Source organism: Robbsia andropogonis (genome assembly GCF_034047095.1).
GTDB lineage: Bacteria > Pseudomonadota > Gammaproteobacteria > Burkholderiales > Burkholderiaceae > Robbsia > Robbsia andropogonis.
Genome location: NZ_CP139170.1, coordinates 3,028,699 through 3,052,453 on the forward strand (window position 1 = coordinate 3,028,699; position 23,755 = coordinate 3,052,453).

The 23,755-nt window shown below is 60.0% G+C and carries 20 protein-coding genes; 9 read left to right on the forward strand and 11 right to left on the reverse strand.

From position 1 onward, the window contains the following. Positions 1 to 33 precede the first annotated feature (33 nt). On the forward strand, positions 34 to 1,227 hold the full coding sequence (locus tag SJQ66_RS26680) for an acetylornithine transaminase (RefSeq protein ID WP_046153411.1): 1,194 nt from the start codon (positions 34 to 36) through the stop codon (positions 1,225 to 1,227). 274 nt (positions 1,228 to 1,501) lie between these two features. Here SJQ66_RS26680 and SJQ66_RS26685 read toward each other — a convergent pair whose 3' ends face one another. From SJQ66_RS26685 to SJQ66_RS26710, 6 genes are all read right to left on the reverse strand, one after another. Next, positions 1,502 to 2,218: an ABC transporter ATP-binding protein gene (locus SJQ66_RS26685; RefSeq protein WP_024901703.1), complete on the reverse strand. Its 717-nt coding sequence runs from the start codon at positions 2,216 to 2,218 to the stop codon at positions 1,502 to 1,504. Continuing rightward, positions 2,218 to 2,994, reverse strand: coding sequence for an ABC transporter ATP-binding protein (locus tag SJQ66_RS26690; RefSeq protein WP_024901704.1), 777 nt, complete (start codon positions 2,992 to 2,994; stop codon positions 2,218 to 2,220). The genes SJQ66_RS26685 and SJQ66_RS26690 overlap by 1 nt, the downstream gene beginning before the upstream one ends. 30 nt (positions 2,995 to 3,024) lie before the next feature. After that, the gene (locus SJQ66_RS26695) at positions 3,025 to 4,191 is read right to left on the reverse strand and encodes an ABC transporter permease subunit (RefSeq protein ID WP_024901705.1); all 1,167 of its coding nucleotides are present in this window, start codon (positions 4,189 to 4,191) and stop codon (positions 3,025 to 3,027) included. Positions 4,192 to 4,224: 33 nt separating this feature from the next. Further along, positions 4,225 to 5,175 (reverse strand): branched-chain amino acid ABC transporter permease, encoded by a 951-nt coding sequence (locus tag SJQ66_RS26700; protein WP_024901706.1) that lies wholly within the window; start codon positions 5,173 to 5,175, stop codon positions 4,225 to 4,227. A 1,057-nt stretch (positions 5,176 to 6,232) separates the two neighbouring features. Continuing rightward, complete coding sequence (ispH, locus tag SJQ66_RS26705; RefSeq protein WP_407691527.1) at positions 6,233 to 7,213, reverse strand: 4-hydroxy-3-methylbut-2-enyl diphosphate reductase; 981 nt, start codon at positions 7,211 to 7,213, stop codon at positions 6,233 to 6,235. Positions 7,214 to 7,250: 37 nt separating this feature from the next. After that, complete coding sequence (locus SJQ66_RS26710; protein WP_024901707.1) at positions 7,251 to 7,706, reverse strand: FKBP-type peptidyl-prolyl cis-trans isomerase; 456 nt, start codon at positions 7,704 to 7,706, stop codon at positions 7,251 to 7,253. A gap of 207 nt (positions 7,707 to 7,913) precedes the next feature. Here SJQ66_RS26710 and radC point away from each other — a divergent pair, with 207 nt between their 5' ends. From radC to rpmG, 3 genes are all read left to right on the forward strand, one after another. Further along, entirely contained in the window at positions 7,914 to 8,762 is an 849-nt protein-coding gene (gene radC, locus SJQ66_RS26715) for a RadC family protein (protein ID WP_024901708.1), read from the forward strand. Between the two features lie 291 nt (positions 8,763 to 9,053). Beyond that, on the forward strand, positions 9,054 to 9,287 hold the full coding sequence (gene rpmB, locus SJQ66_RS26720; protein WP_024901709.1) for a 50S ribosomal protein L28: 234 nt from the start codon (positions 9,054 to 9,056) through the stop codon (positions 9,285 to 9,287). An 11-nt stretch (positions 9,288 to 9,298) separates the two neighbouring features. Next, positions 9,299 to 9,466 (forward strand): 50S ribosomal protein L33, encoded by a 168-nt coding sequence (gene rpmG, locus SJQ66_RS26725; RefSeq protein WP_024901710.1) that lies wholly within the window; start codon positions 9,299 to 9,301, stop codon positions 9,464 to 9,466. 358 nt (positions 9,467 to 9,824) lie between these two features. Here rpmG and SJQ66_RS26730 read toward each other — a convergent pair whose 3' ends face one another. The 3 genes from SJQ66_RS26730 to purN all read right to left on the reverse strand — a co-directional run bounded on the left by SJQ66_RS26730 (position 9,825) and on the right by purN (position 13,386). Next, positions 9,825 to 11,021, reverse strand: a complete 1,197-nt coding sequence (locus tag SJQ66_RS26730) for a DesA family fatty acid desaturase (RefSeq protein ID WP_024901711.1) — start codon at positions 11,019 to 11,021, stop codon at positions 9,825 to 9,827. Between the two features lie 413 nt (positions 11,022 to 11,434). After that, on the reverse strand, positions 11,435 to 12,742 hold the full coding sequence (locus SJQ66_RS26735; RefSeq protein ID WP_046153410.1) for an RsmB/NOP family class I SAM-dependent RNA methyltransferase: 1,308 nt from the start codon (positions 12,740 to 12,742) through the stop codon (positions 11,435 to 11,437). Beyond that, positions 12,739 to 13,386, reverse strand: coding sequence for a phosphoribosylglycinamide formyltransferase (gene purN, locus SJQ66_RS26740; RefSeq protein ID WP_253463870.1), 648 nt, complete (start codon positions 13,384 to 13,386; stop codon positions 12,739 to 12,741). Before purN ends, SJQ66_RS26735 begins: the two co-directional genes overlap by 4 nt. 158 nt (positions 13,387 to 13,544) lie before the next feature. Between purN and SJQ66_RS26745 the strand changes: the two genes are divergently transcribed. The 5 genes from SJQ66_RS26745 (at position 13,545) to dut (ending at position 20,212) form a co-directional block, all read left to right on the forward strand. Next, entirely contained in the window at positions 13,545 to 14,531 is a 987-nt protein-coding gene (locus SJQ66_RS26745; RefSeq protein ID WP_320534767.1) for a bifunctional riboflavin kinase/FAD synthetase, read from the forward strand. Positions 14,532 to 15,005: 474 nt separating this feature from the next. Continuing rightward, positions 15,006 to 17,837, forward strand: coding sequence for an isoleucine--tRNA ligase (gene ileS, locus SJQ66_RS26750; RefSeq protein WP_253463920.1), 2,832 nt, complete (start codon positions 15,006 to 15,008; stop codon positions 17,835 to 17,837). 60 nt (positions 17,838 to 17,897) lie between these two features. Continuing rightward, positions 17,898 to 18,416 (forward strand): signal peptidase II, encoded by a 519-nt coding sequence (lspA, locus tag SJQ66_RS26755; RefSeq protein WP_024901716.1) that lies wholly within the window; start codon positions 17,898 to 17,900, stop codon positions 18,414 to 18,416. Next, the gene (gene coaBC, locus SJQ66_RS26760; protein ID WP_320534768.1) at positions 18,417 to 19,769 is read left to right on the forward strand and encodes a bifunctional phosphopantothenoylcysteine decarboxylase/phosphopantothenate--cysteine ligase CoaBC; all 1,353 of its coding nucleotides are present in this window, start codon (positions 18,417 to 18,419) and stop codon (positions 19,767 to 19,769) included. Beyond that, positions 19,766 to 20,212, forward strand: coding sequence for a dUTP diphosphatase (gene dut / locus SJQ66_RS26765; RefSeq protein ID WP_024901718.1), 447 nt, complete (start codon positions 19,766 to 19,768; stop codon positions 20,210 to 20,212). Before coaBC ends, dut begins: the two co-directional genes overlap by 4 nt. 182 nt (positions 20,213 to 20,394) lie before the next feature. Here dut and clpA read toward each other — a convergent pair whose 3' ends face one another. Together clpA and clpS are read right to left on the reverse strand one after the other, a co-directional pair. Further along, the gene (gene clpA, locus SJQ66_RS26770; protein WP_024901719.1) at positions 20,395 to 22,692 is read right to left on the reverse strand and encodes an ATP-dependent Clp protease ATP-binding subunit ClpA; all 2,298 of its coding nucleotides are present in this window, start codon (positions 22,690 to 22,692) and stop codon (positions 20,395 to 20,397) included. Beyond that, a complete protein-coding gene (clpS, locus tag SJQ66_RS26775; protein ID WP_024901720.1) occupies positions 22,689 to 23,003 on the reverse strand; it encodes an ATP-dependent Clp protease adapter ClpS in 315 nt (104 codons plus the stop codon). The genes clpA and clpS overlap by 4 nt, the downstream gene beginning before the upstream one ends. Positions 23,004 to 23,755 lie beyond the last annotated feature (752 nt).

Sequence of the window (23,755 nt, forward strand, 5' to 3'; positions counted from 1 at the left end):
CAGTAGTCACCGTTTTTTCCCGTGGAGCCTTAGATGAATTTCCAGGAATATCCAACCAGCTCGCTGATGTACATCACGAACCGCCCCGAGATCGTGTTCACGCACGGCCGAGGCAATTGGATATATGACAACAACGACAAGCGATATCTGGACTTCATCCAGGGTTGGGCAGTCAACTCACTTGGGCATAGCGACGAGGGCATGGTCAACGCCCTGACGGAACAGTCACGCAAGCTGATCAACCCGAGCCCTGCGTATTACAACGCACCCATGGCACGCCTTGCGGGCCTGCTCACGCAACACAGCGCATTCGACAAGGTATTCTTCGCCAATAGCGGTGCCGAAGCGAACGAAGGCGCGATCAAGCTGGCGCGCAAGTGGGGGCAGAAGAACAAGAATGGCGCCTACGAGATCATTACGTTTGACCATAGCTTCCACGGCCGCACGCTGGCAACGATGTCCGCTAGCGGCAAACCCGGCTGGGACACGATCTTCGCACCCCAGGTCCCGGGCTTTCCAAAAGCGGATCTGAACGACCTCGCATCGGTCGAAAAGCAGATCACGGACAAGACCGTGGCGGTCATGCTGGAGCCGGTGCAAGGCGAAGGGGGCGTGATCCCGGCATCGCGTGAATTCATGCAGCAACTGCGCGCGTTGACGACGAAGCACAACCTGCTGCTGATCGTCGATGAAGTGCAAACCGGCTGTGGCCGTACCGGGGAGCTGTTCGCCTATCAATTGTCGGGTATCGAGCCGGACATCATGACGCTGGGCAAAGGCATCGGTGGCGGCTTCCCGCTGGCAGCGTTGCTCGCAAAGGAGTCGGTCTCGGTATTCGTTGCTGGCGACCAGGGCGGAACATACAACGGCAACCCACCGATGACAGCGGTAGGCTATGAAGTCATCAGCCGGATGGTCGCGCCAGGTTTCCTCGAAAACGTCCGCGCCTGCGCAGACTACCTCCGGAACCAACTGCTGAAGCTGTCCGACGAATACGGTTTCCAGGGTGAGCGTGGCGAAGGCCTGTTGCGTGCGTTGCTGCTGGGCAGCGATATCGGCCCGCAGATCGTGGAAGAGGCGCGCCTGCTCACGCCCACCGGACTGTTGATCAACGCCGCGCGACCGAATCTGCTGCGTTTCATGCCGGCGCTGAACATCACGACCGACGAGATCGACCAGATGATCGCGCTGCTGCGTCTGGCGATCGATAAAGTCGTCAAGAAGTAACTCGCGGTACCGGTACCGGCCCGCCGTCCCACGACGCATCCGCGGCGCAAAGCGCACGGCGCGCGTCACGGACGGTACGGTGGCCTGCTGGCCCGCCGGAAAAACAAAAAAGTGGCATGGCGATACCCCGCCAAGAAAAACACCCCAGAGGTCGGACAGATGCCCGACTTCTGGGGTGTTTTTCATCACGCCGCGTTTTTGTTACGCGCCCTGCTGGCGGCCGTAGCGGCTCCGGCATGGTCGTCCGGACGACCCACAAAACAAGCAATAATTACTACTCGCCCAGATACGCAGCCCGTACCTTTGGATCGTTCAGCATGTCCTTCGCGGCGCCCGTTATCGTAACGATACCCGAGTCCATCACATAGCCACGATTGGCGGCCTGCAGCGCCAGACGCGCGTTTTGCTCGACCAGCAACACGGTCAACCCTTCCGACGAGATCTCGCGCACCACCTCGAAAATCTTCTCGACCATGATCGGTGACAACCCCATCGATGGCTCATCCAGCAACAACAGCTTCGGCCGGCTCAACAACGCGCGCGCCATTGCCAGCATCTGCTGCTCACCGCCCGACAAGGTACCTGCGTATTGCGCCTGACGCTCGCGCAGACGCGGGAAGAAGTTGAACATCCGCTCGGTGTCGCTTTTGATCGCTGCAGTGTCACGGCGCAGGTAAGCGCCCATCTGCATGTTCTCGAGAATGGACATCCGCGCGAAGATACCGCGACCTTCCGGGACCATCGCCAAGCCACGCTTCAGCAGTTCGTAGGGCGGCACGCCCTTGATCGACTTGCCAAGGTACTGGATGTCGCCGCCACTGATTGCCTGCAGGCCGGTGATGGCCTTCATCGTTGTGGTCTTGCCGGCGCCGTTCGCGCCGATCAGCGTAACCAGTTCGCCCTGGTGCACGTCAAGATCCACTCCCTTCACCGCCTGGATGCCGCCGTACTTCACTTCCAGGCCCTTGATACTCAACATCGCTTCGCTCATCAATGGCCCCCGGAGCCCAGATAGGCTTCAATCACTTTTGGATCCTTCTGAATGTCTTGCGGCACGCCTTCCGCAATCACCTTGCCGTAGTCCAACACGGTGATCCGGTCGCACAGGCCCATCATCAGTTTCACGTCGTGTTCGATCAGCAGAATCGTACGGCCATCGGAACGGATCTTGTCCAGCAGCGCGCGCAGCTCGACTTTTTCGGTTGCGTTCATCCCGGCCGCCGGTTCATCCAGAGCCAGCAGCTTCGGATCGGTCGCCAATGCACGCGCGATTTCCAGACGACGCTGATGCCCGTAAGACAGGTTGCGTGCCGTGTAGTCCGCGTACTTCAACACGCCGACGTATTCGAGCAGTTCAAGCGCCCGTTCCTTGACTTCACGTTCCTCGCGCCGCTCGCCGGGTGTACGGAACACCGCGCCAATCAAGCCTTGCTTGGTCCGAACATGACGGCCCGTCATGACGTTTTCGAGCGCTGTCATGCCGCCGAACAAGCGGATATTCTGGAACGTCCGCGCAATGCCCGCCTTGGCCACTTCATGCACCGTGGTCGGCTTGTACGTCTTGCCGTCCAGTACGAATTCGCCGGAATCCGGCTCGTAGAGCCCGGTGACCACGTTGAAGAACGTGGTCTTGCCCGCCCCGTTCGGACCGATCAGGCCATAGATCTGGCCCTCCATGATCGTCATGCCGACATCGGACAATGCCTGCAGGCCCCCGAACCGCTTATTCACGCCCTTGATGAACAGGCGCACATTGTTATCAGTCATTTCCTAGCCGCTCCGTCAGATTGCGCCAGCTCATGCGCGGATCGTCTTATTGCCCCGCTTGGCGATCTTCGCCACGCGGTCCTCGTGCTTCGGCGCCGGCCACAGGCCTTCCGAGCGATACAACATGATCAGTACCATGGCGAGGCCATAAATCAACTGACGAATCACTTCCACGTCAACGATGGTGTGACCGAACAGGAAATGTTGCAGTGGCCCCATCGTCGAGCGCAAGACCTCGGGCAGCAGAGACAGCAGCACGGCACCCAGGATCACGCCCGGAATATGCCCCATGCCGCCCAACACCACGCAAGCCAGAACGACGACCGATTCCCAATACGTGAACGATTCCGGCGACACGAAGCCCTGGAATGCACCGAACATCGCTCCGGACACGCCGCCAAACGACGCGCCCATTGCAAATGCCAGCAGTTTCACGTTACGGGTGTTGATGCCCATCGCCTTGGCGGCGATTTCATCTTCGCGAATTGCCGCCCATGCACGGCCGATGCGTGAATGCTGCAACCGCACGCAGACGAAAATCACGAAGACCGAAAAGAGGACGAACAGGTAGTAGTAAGGATAGACCGCGGAAAAATGGTAGCCGAAGATATCGTGCCCTTTCGAGAAATCGATCCCGAAAAGGTGAACCGGCGCCACATCGGTAATGCCTTTCGGACCATTGGTGATGTTGATCGGGCGGTCCATGTTGTTCATGAAAATCCGCACGATTTCACCGAAGCCCAGTGTGACGATCGCAAGGTAGTCGCCCCGCAGACGCAACGTGGGTGCGCCCAGGATGCACCCGCAGATGGCAGCCACCGCCATCGCAACCGGCACGATCACCCAGATCGAGAAATGCGGGCCGTGCGGCCAGATTGCCGCGATCCATGCGAAGTTTTGCGACAACTGCGGCGATGACAGGAACGCCGCCACGTACGCGCCTACCGCGTAGAACGCGATATACCCGAGGTCCAGCAGCCCGGCAAAGCCGACCACCACGTTCAACCCCAGCGCGAGCATGACATAGAGCATCGCGAAGTCCAGCACGCGCACCCAATAGTCGCCACCGGCGGTACCCACCAGCATCGGCAATGCAAGCACCAGAACAGCGCCAACGATCCAGGTACCGATACGCGTCGGCGTTGGCGCCGACGGCGTCAGCTCGTTGGTTGTTTGAATCGGAGGAATGGAGCCCATTTCGTGTCTTCCCTAAACTCGTTTATGCCTGGATCAGGCCCGATCCGCGACTCGTTCGCCCAGCAATCCGGATGGACGGAACACCAGCACGACAATCAGCACGATGAACGCGAAGACATCCTGGTAGTTACTGCCGAACACCCCGCCCGTGAGACCACCGATATAGCCGGCGCCCAGTTGCTCGATCAGTCCTAGGACGATGCCGCCGACCATCGCACCACCCAGATTGCCGATCCCACCCAGCACCGCGGCGGTGAAAGCCTTCATCCCCGGCAAGAAGCCCATATAGAAATGGACATTGCCGTATTCGGACGCAATCATCACCCCTGCCAGCGCGGCCAGCGCCGAACCGATCATGAACGTCGCGGAAATAACGAAGTTCGGGTTCACGCCCATCAAGCCGGCAACATTCCGGTTTTCCGAGGTTGCCCGCATCGCACGGCCCAGCCGCGTCTTGTTGACCAGCAGCAACAAGCCGCCCATCACGAGGAATGCCGTGGCGATGATAATGATTTCCGTACCCGAGATCACCGCGCCAGGCGTCGTGTCGGTCGGCGCGATCACGTTCAGCGGGTCCGTCGGCAGCAACTGCGGGAACATCAACGGGTTGCGGCCCCAAATCATCATCGCCACCGTTTCCAGCAGGATGGAGACGCCGATCGCGGTGATAAGCGGCGCCAACCGTGGCGCACGACGCAGGGGTCGATAGGCACCCTTTTCGATCAGGTAGCCGACGATCGAACAGACGACCGCCGCGATCACGAGCGCGATGACCAGCATCAGCCAGCCCGGCATGTTCGGAAAGTGCGCCTGCAGGACATTGATGGCCGACAGCGCCACCATCGCCCCCACCATCAGCACGTCGCCATGCGCGAAATTGATGATGCCCAGGATTCCGTACACCATCGTATAACCCAGCGCGATGATCGCGTAGATGCTTCCCAGCACCAGCCCGTTGATGATCTGCTGGATGAAGGTATCCATTCGCTACTCCTTCCTTGTTACCGCCGCGGACGGCGGCGCCTGTCGTGCCGGTGACCCGGCGGGGTTGCTTGCAGCACGATCCAGTCACACCCTCGGTGCGCCTGGCTTGGTATGTCACTACATTCAGTAGGTGCGCGAGCAACTTGCCCTCACACATACCGGGGTCGCATCTAAAACACTGTGAAACGGTGAGGAGGCGCGAGGCTTGTCCACCCGCCGCACCGCGCAGCAATCACGCAGCGCGTCTCCGGGAGCGACGTCCAACGCCCACCTGTATGTTCAGCCAGCGGGCACCGGGCCTGCAAAGGCATGCGCGAGCGCTATCCTGCCGGCCCGGGCCACTGCCCACATGTTGGGGAGTCGATCGCTGATTCGCGACCCACGCGAATGCCCATGTGACATCACTACGCGGTGTGGTCTTGCACAACGTCATCGACTTACTCCACATCCCCGCCACGGCAGCCTTTCATAACAGTCGGGCTGCAAAGTCGGGCGAATTGTACCGTTATTTATTCGATGCGCAATATGCGTTGCAACCCCGAATGGTCCAGGTTGCGACAATAGCGTTCTATAGTTGCACCTGTTTTCGCCAACGCGGTGCATCACCGCCTTTCTGACGACGCACAATCATGGTGCGAACAAATACTTTCAGCAAGTGCTGAAGTGGCTTTGCCGGTGGTTGTTGTGAAATCAAAAAACAACGAGGCATGTAAGCATTCCGCTCTTCGGATGGCGCGCCAGCCTTGCCACGCCCCGTCAAGGTGCATCGATTAACCAATGAACGGCGTACGTTGATGTAATTTTCGCCGCCTCATTTAGAGGGAACCGTCTAGCCCATTTCCGCGATCGTGCGGGAATTGGGCTGACATATCAGGGAAAAGGGGAAGTGCGCATTCGCTGCGGGTGATCGCGCTGACCGCGGCCTCCGGCTATCACAATGCGTCTGGAGTTGGCGTACATCGCGAAATGGCGTATGAAAAGCCAGGATGCTGCCCGGTACCGCATTCCTGCCGTCCCTGGCCGACACATTGCCTCGACTCGGGACGCGCGGCCTGATTCAGGTCAAACCGCGTGGGAGCGGGAATGAGATGTTTTCCTCGATGCCTTCCAGCGCACGAACATCCCGCTTGCCGAATTCGTGGATGCGGGCAATCACCGACTGTGCCAACACCTCGGGAGCGGACGCGCCAGCCGTCACGCCGACGCGCTTCTTGCCGTCGAACCACGCTTCCTGCAATTGGTCGGGCGAATCGACCATATAGGACGGCACACCCAGCTTTTCGGCCAGTTCACGCAGCCGGTTCGAGTTTGAACTATTGGGGCTGCCCACGACGATCACGAGATCGCACCGTGGCGCCATGAACTTGACGGCATCCTGACGGTTTTGGGTCGCGTAGCAAATGTCTTGCTTCTTCGGCTCGCGGATATTCGGGAAACGCCCCTTCAATGCCGTGATGATCTCCGCGGCATCATCGATCGATAATGTGGTCTGGGTCACCAGTGCCAGCCGCTCCGGATCGCGAACGGTCAACGTCGCGACATCGTCCGTACTTTCAATCAGGTACATGCCTTCCGGCGTCTGGCCCATCGTGCCCTCCACCTCCGGATGGCCCTTATGGCCGATCATCACGATCTCGTATTCCTCGGCACGCATCTTGGCCACTTCCACATGCACCTTGGTCACCAACGGGCATGTCGCATCGTAAATACGCAGGCCACGGGATTCCGCCTCCGCGCGCACGGCCTTCGAAACACCATGGGCGCTGAACACCAGGGTACTGCCGGTAGGCACGTCATCAAGCGATTCGATGAAGATCGCGCCTTTTTGGCGCAGGTCCTGGACCACATAGGCATTGTGAACGATCTCATGCCGCACATAGATCGGTGCGCCGAACAGCGCGATGGCGCGTTCGACGATATCAATGGCGCGATCCACGCCCGCGCAGAACCCACGCGGTTGCGCCAAAAGGATCTCACCATCGACGACGGGCGCCACTTGGGGTGCAGCGCCTTCCATTACATTCGTGTCCGCGTTCATCGTGTAGGTACTCCCATATCGAGAATGGGTATGAAAATCAAAGAATGCCGATGACCTGAACTTCAAAGGTCACTGCCTGGCCCGCAAGCGGGTGGTTGAAATCGAACAAGGCCGCCGTCTCCCCGATCTGCTTCAATATGCCCGCGTACCGCCCACCGCTTGGTGCGTTGAATTCGATCAGGTCGCCCGGTGAAAAATCCTCGCCGACCATGCTGTTGGCGCGCAACGTGGCCATCGAAACCCACTGTAGCAATTCCGGATTGCGTGGCCCGAACGCCTCATCCGGCTTTAGCTGAATGGTCGAGTGGTCACCCGTCTTCATCCCCAGCAATATAGCTTCAAGCGGCGGCGCCATCTGCCCCGCCCCCAGCAGCAACGTCGCTGGCTTGTCGGCGAAGGTATTGACGATATCCGTCCCGTCCGCGAGCGACAGACGATAGTGCAATGTGACATGGGAACCCGCTTCGATGCGGGCGAGGTCGATCAACGTCATGAGAATGTCCGAAACAGTCCGACCGTGGTCGGTCCGGTGGGCCGGCGAGATGCGCGGCGAAATCGCACCGGGTGACAGACCGCCATTGTAAGCCACTGTGGCACGCCGGTCGCGCGAACGCTCGCATGTCCGCTCATACACACTGTTTCACCCCCGTTTTACACCAACGCTTCCCGCTCGTAGACCGCCCTTATCCGGAGCTGCTCCATGCCATGCCCCACACTAAGCCTTCTTTCCCCTCCTCCCGCACTTGGCGCGCCCGCACCCATCGTCACCGACGTCGCGCCGGGCCGACGCGCGACGGATGCGGACCGGCGCGCGCGTCCGCGGCGGCGCACGAATACCCTCACCGTCGTCGACACACCACATTCGCACCTTGCGATTTGTGACTGGCCGGCACAGGACCGCCCCCGCGAGCGGCTCGAAAAACTGGGCGCGCAGGCGCTGGGCGACGCCGAACTGCTGGCGCTGTTTCTTCGCACGGGCGTCCGAGGCCGGAGCGCCATCGACATCGCTCGCGCCCTGCTGATATGCTGCGGCTCGCTGGCCGGCGTGTTGCAGGCGGACGACAAGACATTGCAGTCGATTTCCGGGATCGGTCTGGCAAAACGTACCCAGTTGCGCGCCATTCAGGAAACCGTACGGCGCACGCTCAGCGAAACCCTCAGCGGCAAAAGCACCACGCTGCGGAATGCCGCGGCGGTAGCGGATTATCTTCGGCTGACGATTGGCGATCGATCGCGAGAGGTGTTCATCGTGCTGTTCCTTGATGTCCACTGCCGCCTACTGCGCGCGGAGGAAATGGCGCACGGCACGGTGGATAGGAGCGCCGTGTATCCCCGTGAAATCGCACGGCGCGCGTTGGATCTGAATGCCACGTCACTGATCGTGGCGCACAACCACCCGTCCGGCGTACTGCTGCCCAGCGCCGCGGACCGCGCACTGACCCGGCAACTACAACAGGCGCTCGGCTTGCTGGATATCGCATTGGTGGACCACCTGATCGTCAGCAAGCAAGGCTATTTTTCATTTGTCGACCAGGGCATGCTGCCCTGAATCGCAAATGTATTTGATTCCGTTGCCGAAAGCCTGCTAAAATCTCCGTCTTTGTGTTCCGGCCTAGCCCGGATACCCGAGTTCACGGCTGGTAAAACGGTTGCTCGGCGGCGAGGAGGAATCACCTCGACCGTTGTACGGATTCGGCCCGCGAAGGGCGGTAGGCGGCGCAACGAGACGTTAGGCAACGGCGGAATGTTCCCGAACGTTGATCGGCACGCGCCCCGCGGACAGGGTCCGGTAGAGTGATCGACCGGCTATTCAGCAAAATTAGCGTACTAGGAGTGCTTCATGGCACGCAAATGCATCGTGACGGGGAAAGGGCCGCAGGTCGGCAATAACGTTTCCCACGCAAACAACAAGACCAAGCGTCGTTTCCTGCCGAATCTGCAGAGCCGCCGTATGTGGGTCGAAAGCGAAAATCGCTTTGTGCGCCTGCGCATTTCGACGGCAGCACTGCGCTTGATCGATAAGAACGGCATCGACTCCGTGCTCGCAGACCTGCGCGCACGTGGCGAAGCTTAAGGAGATTTCTCATGGCCAAGGGCGCACGCGACAAGATCAAACTGGAATCGACCGCAGGTACGGGTCACTTCTACACGACGACCAAGAACAAGCGGACGATGCCGGAAAAGATGGCAATCTCCAAGTTCGACCCGGTTGCTCGTAAGCACGTCGAATACAAGGAAACGAAGATCAAGTAAGGTGCCGCACTGGCGTTAATGCCAGTCCTCCTCGCTTGCTTCGTTGTCGTCGCGATTCTCGCGAGATACCAAAAAGCCTGGCACTTCCGTGCCGGGCTTTTTATTTTTGCGCCAATGGGAACCCGGGATGGATGACAGCACAGTACTGTCGTGTCGGGTATTGTGACAGCCGCAGACGATAGGCGGTTATCGCCGTCACGTCCGGTCAACCTCGACATGGTTGCCTTTTTAGCGCTATCGCTCGTCGTCCGCCATCCCCTGCGGACGTCGGTCGCTGCCGCCTACACCCAACCCATAAAAAAGGGCGCCGCTTACCAAGCCGACGCCCTTTCCCTATGCCACGCAGCGCTTCATCACATCAGGCATAGCGACGCAGGCGCGTTGAAAATTCTTGCAATGATTGAATGCCGCTCTGCTCCGCACGATGGCACCACTCCTGCAACTGCGTCAACAACTGCTCGCGAGACACATTCGAGCGCTCCCAGATCTTCGTCAGTTCCGTGCGCAACTCGTAATAGGTACGCAACGCGGTACTGTTTTCGATAATCTGCGGTACTTGCCGTTTCTGGTGTTCACCGAGTACCGCTTCATCCTTGTGGAACCACTTCCGGCCACTCTTGAAGACCTGGTACTTGTCGCTGGCACCAAGCGACTTGATATGAAGCAGTTCCTGGCGGTAAGCACGGCGCAACGTCGTGGCATAACGCTCCATTACCTCATAACGGTTGGACAAAACCGCCTGCAGCGTCTCGAAGTCGATCGTGGTCTTGCCCCGTTGAAGCTTGGGCGTTGGTGCGAGCTTCTTCACCTTGGCGAGCTTGAACGTCGACAGCACGCAAATCCACATCCAGCCGATATCGAACTCGTACCACTTGTTCGAGAAGCGCGCGGATGTCGCGAAGGTGTGGTGATTGTTATGCATTTCCTCGCCACCGATCAGAATGCCGATCGGCAGAAGATTCGTGCTCGCATCTTCGCAATTGAAATTGCGATAACCGAAGTAATGGCCAACGCCATTCACCACGCCAGCGGCCCAGAACGGAATCCAGACCATCTGTACTGCCCAGACGGACAGACCCACCAGCCCGAACATTGCTACGTTCAGCACCATCAGCAGCGCCACGCCCATGATCGAATAGCGTGAATAGACGTTGCGTTCAATCCAGTCATCCGGCGTACCGTGACCGAACTTCTTCATCGTTTCTTCATTACGCGATTCTGCGCGATATAACTCGGCACCTTCCCATAAGACCTTCTTCAGACCGCGCGTCTGCGGGCTGTGTGGATCCTCTTCGGTTTCACACTTCGCATGATGCTTGCGATGAATGGCCGCCCACTCCTTGGTCACCATGCCAGTAGTGAACCAGAGCCATGCCCGAAAGAAGTGACTCACTGACGGGTGCAAATCCAGCGCACGGTGCGCCTGGCAACGATGCAGATAAATCGTAACCGCCAGAATCGTCACGTGCGTGACGCCCAGGGTGTAAAGCACGATCTGCCACCATTGCCAATCAAGCATGCCGTGCGCGAGGAATTGAAGCAGGGAATCAACCAAGGTATATATCTCGAAGACGAGGATAGAACAACAACAACAATTGACGTCGCGACAAGCCCCTCAAGGGCCGCCGCGCCATGCCGCAGCAACGAAAGTGCTTGACGGCAAACCTACACTGGTGAGAGCCAATTCTACCCCATCGGTTCCCGCCAACTTGAGAGGAAATTGTAACCTCCAACGCAGAAATCACATTGCGCCGCATCAAAATGACCGCATTATCTGTGCGGTTCTTCCAAAAATCAGACCATTCCACCGCGCTCCAGAAAGCGTAAAAACCGCCCTGCTGGCGTTACGTTGCAAGCGGTGGAATCACCGCAAGAATTCACGCTGGCCTCAGGGGGCCATTACACGGCCTTCCCGAGCCATAGACCTGCATTTGATCGCTCTTCGAAGCGCAGGGCGGGGCAAATGCGTCAGACTTCAGAGGCATCTTCCAGGGGAACATTGGCAACCGCCGCCACGGTTTTTACGCGCGTCAGTACCGCTGCGAAAAAACCATCAGTAGCGTGGCGATGCGGCAACAATGACAGGTATGACCCTGTGTCCAACGGTACTTTTTGCTCAGCCAACACGGTATTTGCCGGCACCAGGACAAAGTCAGGATGTGTCGCGAGGAAGCGCTCGACAATTGCCTCATTTTCCTCGTGCAGCAGGCTGCAGGTGGCATACACGAGTCTGCCGCCCGGCTTCAGGAGTCGCGCCGCCGCCGTGAGAATCGACAGTTGCTTCGGCTGAAGCTCGGTAATCGTCGAAGGCGATTGACGCCACTTCAGATCCGGATTTCGCCGTAAAGTTCCCAGGCCACTACATGGCGCATCCACCAGCACACGATCGATCTTCCCGGCCAGGCGGCGGATCTTTACATCGTTTTCGCTATCGATCACGATCGGATGGACGTTCGACAGGCCACTGCGCGCCATCCGTGGCTTCATCTTCGCCAGGCGGCGCTCCGCGATATCAAAGGCATACAAGCGTCCGGACGAGCGCATCATCGCGCCTAGCGCGAGCGTCTTCCCCCCTGCGCCCGCGCAAAAATCCACCACCATTTCGCCACGCTTCGGTGCGACGAGTTGACACAGCAATTGGCTGCCCTCGTCCTGCACTTCCACCCATCCGTCCTGAAAGGGTTGCATCTTTGTCAACGCGGGCTTTCCAGCCAGACGCAGCCCCAGCGGGGAGTACGGCGTGTCCTCGAGTTCCTGGCCCAATTCGACCATCGCCTCGCCCGCCTTATCGCGATTGACCTTCAGTGTATTCACGCGCAGGTCCAGCGGTGCGGGATAGTTCAGCGCCGCTGCCAGCGCCGCCAGCTCTTCGTTGCTGAAGCGCGTGGCCAGCGCTTGATAGATCCAGTCCGGCAGGTTCGTTCGAATACGGAGCGGCAAGCTCGTCGGATCGATGGTTGCCACATGTTCGAGCCATTCACGTTCCTGCGGCGCCACCACATGCTTCAACGCCGCGCGACCCACGGTCTGCATCAGGCCCAGCAAGGTGAGCCGCCGGGTAGGTGAGCCGCTGCCGCCCTCGGCCAGATGGGCGAATTCCATCTTGCGGCGCAGCACGGCATAGATCGCTTCGGCAATCACGCCGCGCTCCGCGTGCCCCAATTTGGAATGCGTACGGAAGAAACGACTGACAGCCGCGTCGGCGGGCCCGCTGAACTGCAGCACTTCGGCCAGCAATGTTTCGGTCTGACCGATAAGGAAACCATGCAATTTCATGCGAACTCCGTGGCGAAAAGCCACTGTGTATCAGGATAATCAAGCCGTGCACGCACCCGGGCACCGTCGACCGTCAACCGGCCCTCGACAAACCAACGTACTGCGTTCGGATAAATGACATGCTCGGCGCGGAGCACGCGAGCGGCAAGTGTCTCGGCATCGTCATCGGCGCGCACCGGTACCACCGCTTGCGCCACCACCGGACCGGCATCCAGCTCGGCCGTGACAAAGTGCACGGTGGCGCCATGCAACGGCAGCCCTGCGTCAAGCACGCGCTGGTGCGTATGCAAGCCCGGGAAACTTGGCAGCAGCGACGGATGGACATTCAACAACCGTCCCGCGTAATGCCCGGTGAAAGCAGCGCTCAGCACGCGCATGAATCCCGCCAAAACGAGCAAGTCAGGCGCAAAGGCGTCGATCTGCTGCCGCAATGCCGCGTCATACGCGTCCCGCGAGGCAAAGTCGGCAGCGGTCTGCACCACGACCGGAATGCCCCGTGCGCGTGCAAACGCCAGTGCGGGCGCATCCGCGCGATTCGATACGACGGCCGCGATGCGCGCCGGCCAGCCTTGCGTCGCGCACGCATCGGCAATCGCCTGCATATTGCTGCCACGACCGGACAGCAGGATGACAATATTTTTCATCCGGCGGATTCTAACATTGCCCCTCGCCTGCGGGCCGCTCCGCGCAGTCGCATTTGCATTGGATCGACCCTCTCGCCCGATGCGATGCCCAATGCCGCCGAAGCCCGTCATTTTCGTCTATAATCAAACGCTTTTCTGGAAATCGACCGACAGGTATCGTGAGAGTTTTCAGGGGTCTCCCCAATGCCGAGAGCAAAGCGCCCTGCGCGCTGACGATTGGCAATTTCGACGGCGTCCATCGCGGCCATCAAGCGCTGCTTGCGCTAGCGCGCGCGGCTGCCGACGCGCGCGGCCTGCCGCTGTGTGTCATGACGTTCGAACCACATCCTCGTGAATTCTTCAATCCGGCCGGTGCCCCGCCCCGTATCGCGTTACTACGCGATAAGCTGGAAGCGCTACGCGCCGCCGGTGTCGACCGGGTCGTCGTCGAGCATTTCAATCACACCTTCTCGTCCCAGCCGGCCGAGTGCTTTGTCCGTGACACGCTTGTGAACGGCCTTCATGCGCGCTGGGTATTGGTCGGTGACGACTTCCGATACGGCGCGAAGCGCGCGGGCAATTTCGATGCGCTGCAGGCCGCGGGCTGCGAATTCGGTTTCGAAGTCGAGCAGATGACGACGCTGGCGGACCCGGAAGGCGCGCGCGTGTCGAGCTCCGCTGTTCGGGCGGCATTGATGGCGGGCGATCTCGACGGTGCCTCGCGGTTGCTCGGACGGCCGTATATGATTTCCGGACACGTCATACACGGCCAGAAGCTGGGACGCGACCTGGGATTTCCAACGTTGAATATCCGGATATCCCACAAGCGCCTGGCGCTTGCGGGCATCATGGTCGTGCGGGTGCATGGTCTTGCCGATGAACCGTTGATGGGGGTCGCAAGCCTGGGATTGCGACCGACGGTAGATGATTCCGGCCGCATCTTGCTGGAAGTGCATCTCTTCGATTGGCGTGGTGACGCGTACGGAAAGATCGTGCGCGTCGAATTCATGAAGAAACTGCGCAATGAAGCGCGGTATGTGGACTTGCCTGCGTTGACCGCGGCCATCGCACGCGACGTGGCCCAGGCGCGTTCCTATTTCGGCCTGCCGCACACCGGACCGGCGTCACGGGGGACCGCGACCGGCGTGACAGACCGAATTAGCTGATCGGCGCTTTCCCGAACCACGGGCCCGCCGAAAGACGCCAACGATGCCCGGCATGACAGCTGCCGACGCGCATGCCTGCTTCGTGCACGGTTTTTTTACCGTACCGCATCGGCAAATGCACTTCAGCAGCATTGACACGCCACCGTAATCACCCCGCACCACGACCGGCGAGCCCGTCAATGGACGCTATTCGTTTTCAGTACGCGTTCGGCGCAACGACCCGGTAGACCGACGACAATAGCGTCGATGGCCGCCGCGGTCTGGACGCCGAGTCGCCCACGCGCCGAATTCCGGACGCGTAGAAAAGTACAAAGTCAGAGCACAAGGATTGCAATGAGCAATAACACTTCACCCGAACAGAACGCCGGCAACGACAAAGCTGCCAAGCGCGACGCGGGCAAGGCAGGAAAGCCGGGTGGCAAGGACAGCACGCCGTCGCGTTATCCGGTCAATCTGCTGGATACGCCATTCCCGATGCGGGGCGACCTGCCGAAGCGCGAACCAATGTGGGTGCAGGAATGGGAAGACCGCGGTGTCTACCAAAAGATTCGCGAAGCCAGTGCCGGCCGGCCGAAATTCACGTTGCACGACGGTCCCCCCTATGCGAATGGCGACATCCACCTGGGGCATGCGGTCAACAAGATCCTGAAGGACATGATCGTCAAGGCCAGGACGTTGGCAGGCTTCGATGCAGCCTACGTGCCTGGCTGGGATTGCCACGGCATGCCGATCGAGATCCAGATCGAAAAGCAATTCGGCAAAAACCTGCCGGCGGCGGAGGTGCAGCGCCGCGCGCGCGCCTACGCCAGCGAGCAGATCACCCGCCAGATGGTCGACTTCAAGCGCCTGGGCGTGCTGGGTGATTGGGACGATCCGTACAAGACAATGAATTTCCAGAACGAGGCCGGCGAACTGCGCGCGCTGGCCAAGATCCTGGACAAAGGCTACATCTATCGCGGACTGAAGCCGGTGAACTGGTGTTTCGACTGCGGTTCGGCCTTGGCCGAGGCGGAAGTCGAGTACAAGGATCGCAAGGACCCTGCGGTGGATGTGGGCTTTCCGTTCGCCGAGCCGGATAAACTGGCCGCTGCCTTCGGTCTCGACGCGCTGCCGCCGAACACCGGCGGCCGCCCGGATCAGACCGGCCAGATCGTTATCTGGACGACGACGCCGTGGACGATCCCGTCCAACCAGGCGTTGAACCTGCATCCGGAAATCGAATATGCCCTGGTGGCCACGGCGGCCGGTCTCCTGCTACTGGCAACCGACCGTGTGGCATCGGCGCTGGCGCAATACGGCCTGGCGCCGCTTGCCACCGATGGCGATACCAGCATGGATGACATGCCGCATAGCAGGATCGTCGCAACGACACCGGGTGAAAAGCTCGCGGGTATCCGTTTTCATCATCCGTTGGCCGAAATGGATGCCGGCTTCGCGCGTACCGCGCCGATTTTCCTCGGCGACTATGTAACACTGGATACCGGCACCGGCGTGGTGCACTCGGCGCCGGCCTACGGCATCGAGGACTTTAACTCGTGCAAGTCGCACGGCATGACGGACGAGGATTTTATCAATCCGGTAATGGGCGACGGCCGCTTCGCATCCACGCTGCCACTATTCGGCGGCCTGACAATCTGGGAAGCAAACCCGAAGATCGTCGAGACACTGCGCGAAGCTGGCACGTTGTGGCACGACGAGATGCACGAGCACAGCTACATGCACTGCTGGCGCCACAAGACGCCGATCATCTATCGCGCCACGTCGCAGTGGTTTGCCGGCATGGACTTGACGCCCGCGGACGGCGGCGCCACGTTGCGCGAGTCCGCGCTGGCCGCCGTCGAGCAGACGCGCTTTTTCCCGGCATGGGGCAAGCAACGCCTGTTCAACATGATTGCCAACCGTCCGGACTGGACCTTGTCACGCCAGCGTCAATGGGGTGTGCCAATGGCGTTCTTTGTCCATAAGGAAACCGGCGAGCTGCATCCGCGCACGATCGCGCTACTCGAACTGATCGCACAACGTGTCGAGGAACAGGGCATCGAAGCATGGCAATCGCTGGAACCGGCAGACCTGCTGGGCGACGAAGCGGTGCACTACGAAAAGAACCGCGACACGCTGGACGTATGGTTCGATTCGGGCACGACCCACTGGCATGTACTGCGTGGATCGCACAAAGCAGTATCGGCATTCCCGGCGGATCTCTATCTGGAAGGGTCGGACCAGCATCGTGGCTGGTTCCATTCCTCTCTGTTGAGCGGCGCGATGCTGGACGGCCGGGCCCCCTATAAGGCACTGCTGACGCACGGTTTCACCGTCGACGGTGAAGGCCGGAAGATGTCGAAGTCCGTCGGCAACGTTATCGTGCCGCAACAGGTCTCCAGCAAGCTGGGCGCCGAGATCATTCGATTGTGGGTGGCATCGACGGACTATTCCGGCGAACTGTCGATCTCCGATGAAATCCTGAAGCGCGTGGTGGAAGGCTATCGCCGTATCCGCAATACCTTGCGTTTCTTGTTGGCCAACCTGTCCGACTTCGATTTCGCCAAGAATGCGGTACCGGTCACCGACTGGCTGGAAATTGATCGCTACGCGGTGGCGCATACGGCAGCGTGGCAGGCGCAGCTGCTCGACCATTACGAGCGCTACGAATTTCACCCGGTGGTGGCCGCGATCCAGACATTCTGCTCCGAGGACCTTGGCGGCTTCTATCTGGATGTGCTCAAGGACCGCCTCTACACGTCCGCGCCGGATTCGCGCGCCCGCCGTGCCGCGCAGACTGCGTTGTGGCACGTGGCGAACGGCTTGCTGCGCTTGATGTCGCCGTTTGCGTCCTTCACCGCGGAGGAAGCGTGGCAAGTCCTGCATCCGGGCAGCGATACGATTTTCACGGGCCTGTATCATCAGTACCCGGAGATCGACGACGCCGCGGCGCTGATCGCGAAATGGCAGGTGTTGCGCACGGTACGCGGCGAGGTCACGAAGGCACTGGAAGAAGCACGCACCGCGGGCCAGATCGGTTCGTCGTTGCAAGCGGACATCGTCTTGCATGCGGCGGGCACGCGTTTCGATGCGTTGACGAGCCTGGGCGAGGATCTGAAATTCGTAATGATCACGTCGGAAGCCGTGGTTACCCGTGTCTCCGACGAAGCGGAACAATCGGTCACCGTCACGCCGTCGGCGGCACAGAAGTGCGAGCGATGCTGGCATCATCGTGGAGATGTCGGGATCGACGCCGCGCATCCCACCTTGTGCGGCCGCTGCTTCAGCAACCTGTTCGGTGCCGGCGAAGATCGTCACGCGGCCTGATCAACACATAACGACGATGTTTCACGCCACAACGCGGCAATGGCCGGCAGGAGCAACGCAATGAGCAAATCCGTAGGACGAACGATGGCCGTGGGCAGCCGCGCTGGGGGCTCGCTACTGCCCTGGCTTGGACTGGCCGTCATCGTGATCCTGCTCGACCAGTTGTCGAAGGTCGCCATTCTGCAGACCTTCGCCTATGGCGAAGGTCGTGTGGTAACGCGCTTCTTTAACCTGGTGCTGGTGTATAACCCCGGTGCGGCCTTCAGCTTCCTGGCAGGGGCCGGCGGCTGGCAACGCTGGGGATTCACGGCGCTGGGCGTGGTTGCCGCGCTCGTGATTTGCTATCTCTTGCGCCGGCACAGCGGGCAACGGCTTTTCTGTACTGCCCTGTCGCTGATCATGGGCGGCGCACTGGGCAATGTCATTGATCGACTGATTCATGGTCACGTGATCGATTTTCTGGACGTTCACGTGAATGCATGGCATTGGCCGGCGTTCAACGTGGCCGATAGCGGCATCTGCATCGGCGCGATCTTGCTGGTGTGGGATGAACTGCGCCGTGTGCGCGGGAGCCGTTGAATGCGCGGCACCGGCATGGCGACGGCGCATCCCAACGGGCCGCTGGCGGGCAGGCATCTGGTGCTTGGTCTGACAGGCGGCATTGCCTGCTACAAGGTGGCCGAATTGGCGCGCCTGTTGATCAAGGCCGGCGCCACGGTGCAGGTCGCGATGACCGAAGCCGCCACGCGTTTTATCACACCGTTGACGATGCAGGCCCTGACCGGCCACCCCGTATTCCTCGACGAATGGACATCCCAGGATGGCCATGGGATGGCGCATATCGATCTGTCGCGCCGAGCAGACGGCATTGTGGTCGCGCCGGCATCGGCGGACTTCATGGCGCGGCTCGCGCACGGCATGGCCAACGACTTGTTGTCGACGCTGTGTCTTGCTCGAGATTGCCCACTCGCGATCGTCCCGGCGATGAACCGGCAAATGTGGAGCAATCCGGCGACCCAGCGAAACGCCCATCAGTTGCGCCACGACGGCATTGCGATCTGGGGTCCCGACGCCGGCGACCAAGCCTGCGGAGAAGTGGGGGATGGCCGGATGCTTGAGGCCGACGCGATTCGCGATGCGATTGTCGCGTGGTTTACGCCAAAGCGCCTCCAGGGCCACCGCGTGGTGATCACGGCGGGTCCGACGTTCGAACCAATTGACCCCGTACGCGGCATCACAAATCGATCGAGCGGCAAGATGGGTTACGCGATCGCACGCGCCGCAGCTGATGCGGGGGCCGATGTGACGCTGATCAGCGGGCCGACCGCGTTGCCGATGCCGTGGGGCGTGCGTCGCCTCGATGTGGAGACTGCGCAGCAAATGCGCGCGGCGGTGCACGCTGTACTGCTGTCGCAAGACAACGAGGAGCACCCGGCGCTCACGCATACCCCGGACACGAACGCAGGACCGTCCGATATCGACCGCCGTGGCCTGGACCAGTCGAACGTCGGCCGTCGGCCCATTTTCATTGCGGTGGCGGCGGTGGCGGACTGGCGTCCCGCCGCCGCGGCGACCGAAAAAATCAAACGCTCCAACGATCCGGCGCCGACGCTGGCATTTGTCGAAAATCCGGACATTCTCCGCGAGGTGGCGCACGGCCCGAATCCGCCATACTGCGTCGGGTTCGCCGCGGAAACCAATGACCTTGACACACATGCGACCGAGAAGCGTGCACGCAAGCGTGTGCCGCTACTTGTCGGCAACCTGGGTCACCTGACTTTCGGCAAAGACGACAACGAGATCGTGCTGTTTGACGACGAAGGACGTCACCCTCTTCCTCCCGGCGACAAGGCCTCCCTCGCGCGACGCTTGATCGAAGAGATCGCGCGGCGGGTCACCCGGTCCCACTCCCCTTCCGTGCCTCAGCCATGAACTTGCAACTGAAGATAGTCGATGCGCGCATGCGCGATCACCTGCCTGCCTACGCGACCACAGGAAGCGCCGGCCTTGACCTGCGCGCCTGCCTGGATGCGTCGGTGACGCTGGAACCCGGACAGACGGCCCTGATTCCAACCGGCCTTGCGATACATCTCGAAGATCCGGGCTATGCAGCGATGATCCTGCCACGCTCGGGACTGGGCCATAAACACGGCATCGTGCTCGGTAACCTGGTCGGGCTGATCGATTCCGACTACCAAGGGCAATTGATGGTGTCGACGTGGAACCGTGGTCAAACTGCCTTTACGATCGAACCGCTGGAACGGATCGCCCAATTGGTGATCGTCCCTGTCGTGCAAGCGACATTTCATGTCGTCGACGAATTCACCGCCAGTGAACGCGGCACGGGCGGCTTCGGCAGCACCGGTACACGCTAGACGACCGGCTGCCGTTACGTATCCTGCAGCAGCGCTCACAACAAAGAATAAGCTTTCCATAAAAAAACCCGTTCGTCGAAAACGAACGGGTTTTTTTATTCAAGCGGAGGCTAGCGTGGCCACGCGTGATGAAGACAAGACGCAGCTGCACGCGCAGCCACGTCCCGGCGAAAGGGTGCGCGTTACTCGACCTCGACCGTTTCCGGACTCGGGCTACGCGGCGCACCGCTGTCATCGAATGTCAGTTGCACCTTGCCTTCTTCGTCAACATCTACCGCCACGCGGCCACCAGCTGCGAGCTTGCCAAACAGCAGTTCGTCCGCCAATGCACGGCGGATCGTGTCCTGGATCAAACGTTGCATCGGTCGCGCGCCCATCAACGGATCGAAACCGTGTTTCGCCAGATGCTTGCGCAACGCGTCGCTGAATTGCACGTCCACTTTCTTCTCGTGCAATTGGTCTTCAAGCTGCATCAAGAACTTGTCGACCACCCGCAAGATGATCTCTTCGTCCAGCGCGCGGAAGTTGATGATCGAATCCAGGCGGTTCCGGAATTCCGGCGTAAACATCCGCTTGATGTCGGCCATCTCGTCGCCAGTTTCACGTTTTGTCGTGAAACCAATCGTCGACTTCTGCATTGCCTCCGCCCCCGCATTTGTCGTCATGATGATAATGACGTTACGGAAGTCGGACTTGCGACCGTTGTTATCGGTCAACGTGCCATGATCCATCACCTGCAACAGGACGTTATAGATATCCGGGTGCGCCTTCTCGATCTCGTCCAGCAACAAGACGCAGTGTGGCTTCTTCGATACGGCCTCCGTCAACAAACCGCCTTGATCAAAGCCAACGTAGCCCGGCGGCGCACCGATCAAGCGGCTGACTGCATGACGCTCCATGTATTCCGACATATCGAAACGGATAAGCTCGATACCCAGCGTGAAAGCCAGTTGCTTGGCGACTTCGGTCTTCCCGACGCCGGTCGGACCGGAGAAAAGGAAAGAGCCAATCGGCTTGTCGGTCTTGCCCAAACCCGCGCGCGCCATCTTGATTGCCGCGGCCAACGCATCGATCGCGGGATCCTGACCAAACACCACCGACCGTAAATCGCGATCCAGCGTCTGCAACTTGCTGCGATCGTCCTGCGAGACACTCTGCGGTGGAACACGGGCCACCTTCGAGATGATGTCCTCGATCTCGGATTTTCCGATCGTACGCTTCTGCTTAGACTTCGGCAGGATACGCTGTGCGGCACCCGCCTCATCGATGACATCAATCGCCTTGTCCGGCAGATGGCGGTCCGTGATGAAGCGCGCCGACAACTCCGCCGCCGCCGATAAGGCCCCGGCTGAATACTTGACGCCGTGATGCTCTTCGAAACGCGACTTCAAGCCGCGCAGGATGGCAACTGTCTGCTCGACCGTCGGCTCCGGCACGTCGATTTTCTGGAAGCGACGCGAGAGCGCCGCGTCTTTCTCAAAAATGCCACGGTACTCGGTAAACGTCGTTGCACCGATGCATTTCAACTGGCCCGAGGACAACGCCGGCTTCAGCAAGTTCGATGCGTCGAGAGTCCCGCCGGAAGCAGCACCGGCACCAATCAGCGTATGAATTTCGTCGATGAACAAGACCGCGTGCGGGCGGTCCTTCAGCTCTTTGAGCACGGTCTTCAAGCGCTGCTCGAAATCGCCGCGATACTTCGTGCCCGCCAGCAGCGCACCCATGTCAAGCGAATACACAATCGCGTCGGACAAAATATCCGGCACCTCGCCGCGCGTGATGCGCCACGCCAGGCCTTCGGCGATCGCGGTCTTGCCCACCCCGGCCTCGCCAACCAGCAGCGGATTATTCTTGCGACGGCGGCAGAGCACCTGAACCACCCGTTCCACTTCCGCCTCGCGGCCGATCAGCGGATCGATACGGCCATCCTTCGCCGACTGGTTGAGATTCTGTGTGAATTGCGCAAGCGGCGTTTCCTTCTGCGCGCCACCTTCTTCGGCTTCAACGCTCGCATCGGCCGCCTTGGCCTGATCACCCGCGCCGGTCTTGGCGATGCCATGCGAAATGAAGTTGACCACATCCAGACGCGTCACGCCCTGCTGCTGCAGGTAATACACCGCGTGCGAATCCTTCTCGCCGAAGATCGCGACAAGCACATTAGCGCCCGTGACTTCCTTCTTGCCGTTCGACGTCGATTGCACGTGCATGATCGCGCGCTGGATCACGCGCTGAAAACCCAGCGTCGGCTGCGTGTCGACGTCATCGGTCCCAGGTACCGTCGGCGTATTATCGTGGATGAAATTACGCAGATTCTGACGCAGATCGTCGATATTTGCCGCGCAGGCACGCAGCACCTCGGCAGCGGTCGGATTATCCAACAACGCCAACAACAAGTGCTCGACCGTAATGAATTCATGGCGCGCCTGACGCGCTTCCATAAACGCCATGTGCAGACTGACTTCCAGTTCCTGGGCAATCATGCTTCCTCCATCACACACTGCAGCGGATGGCCCGCTTGCCGCGCATGGGTAACGACTTGCTCAACTTTGGTCGCCGCGACATCTCGCGAATAGACCCCACAAACTCCCCTGCCCTCGCGATGAACCTTCAGCATGATCTGTGAAGCCGTCTCACGATCCTTGTTGAAGTATTGCTGAATGATCAAGATCACGAACTCCATCGGCGTGAAGTCGTCATTCAACAGCACGACCTTGAACATCGGCGGCGGCTTTAGCTTTTGCTCCTGCCGCTCTAGAACGGTTCCGTCCTGCTTGTTCGGGATGATCGCCATACGTCCATTCTAAACATCTCGCGCCGCCCTGCAATCCGAACCTGATCGGGAATGCGCCTTTGCGTTTACAGCAACGGTCGAACGTTGCCGCCGACGTCATGTAGTGTATCGGGCAATCTGACCGATACCACGACAACACAAGGCGCAAGGCATGCAGGCCAAACGCATTGCACTCACTATGGGGAAGAGACTCAGATCGCACGCAGCGTTCAACTGCCGGAAATGTCGCGCGCTCCAACCTCGAAACCGCTTGAACAGCCTTGCCGCGAACATTGCGTCTTGACAGCTATCTTGGGCGATTATCGCCGTTTTCAAGATCCAGCGCTGCGTTATCACAATACCCCTCGATGGAAGACGGAAAAGCGCCCGGGAATGCCCGTCATACAATGGACACATCCCATTTGTGTCTTGTTTTCAGACAGCCACGCCATCAGGGAAATTTTTTACGGCGCGACCGCCCTGCGGAAAAGTCGGGACGACGAATAGTGAGACACGTTTGCCGATCAGGGTCTTCCCCTAGAGAGAAACGCCTGCGCGGCGCACTCGCGCGCCATGCGAACTACGTATAAGCGCGTGACAAAAAAACGCTTGACAGTCGAATAAAGAGCCTCAAAAATCAAAAAGCATCTTCCCTTACACCAGTACTTACAGGGGAATGTGCTTTGGCCTGCCGCTAGGCCGCGACCCCATTCCAATGGACCGCGTGCTGTTCCATGGCGGTATTCAGTGACAGTTGAGCGAGAAAGCGCTTC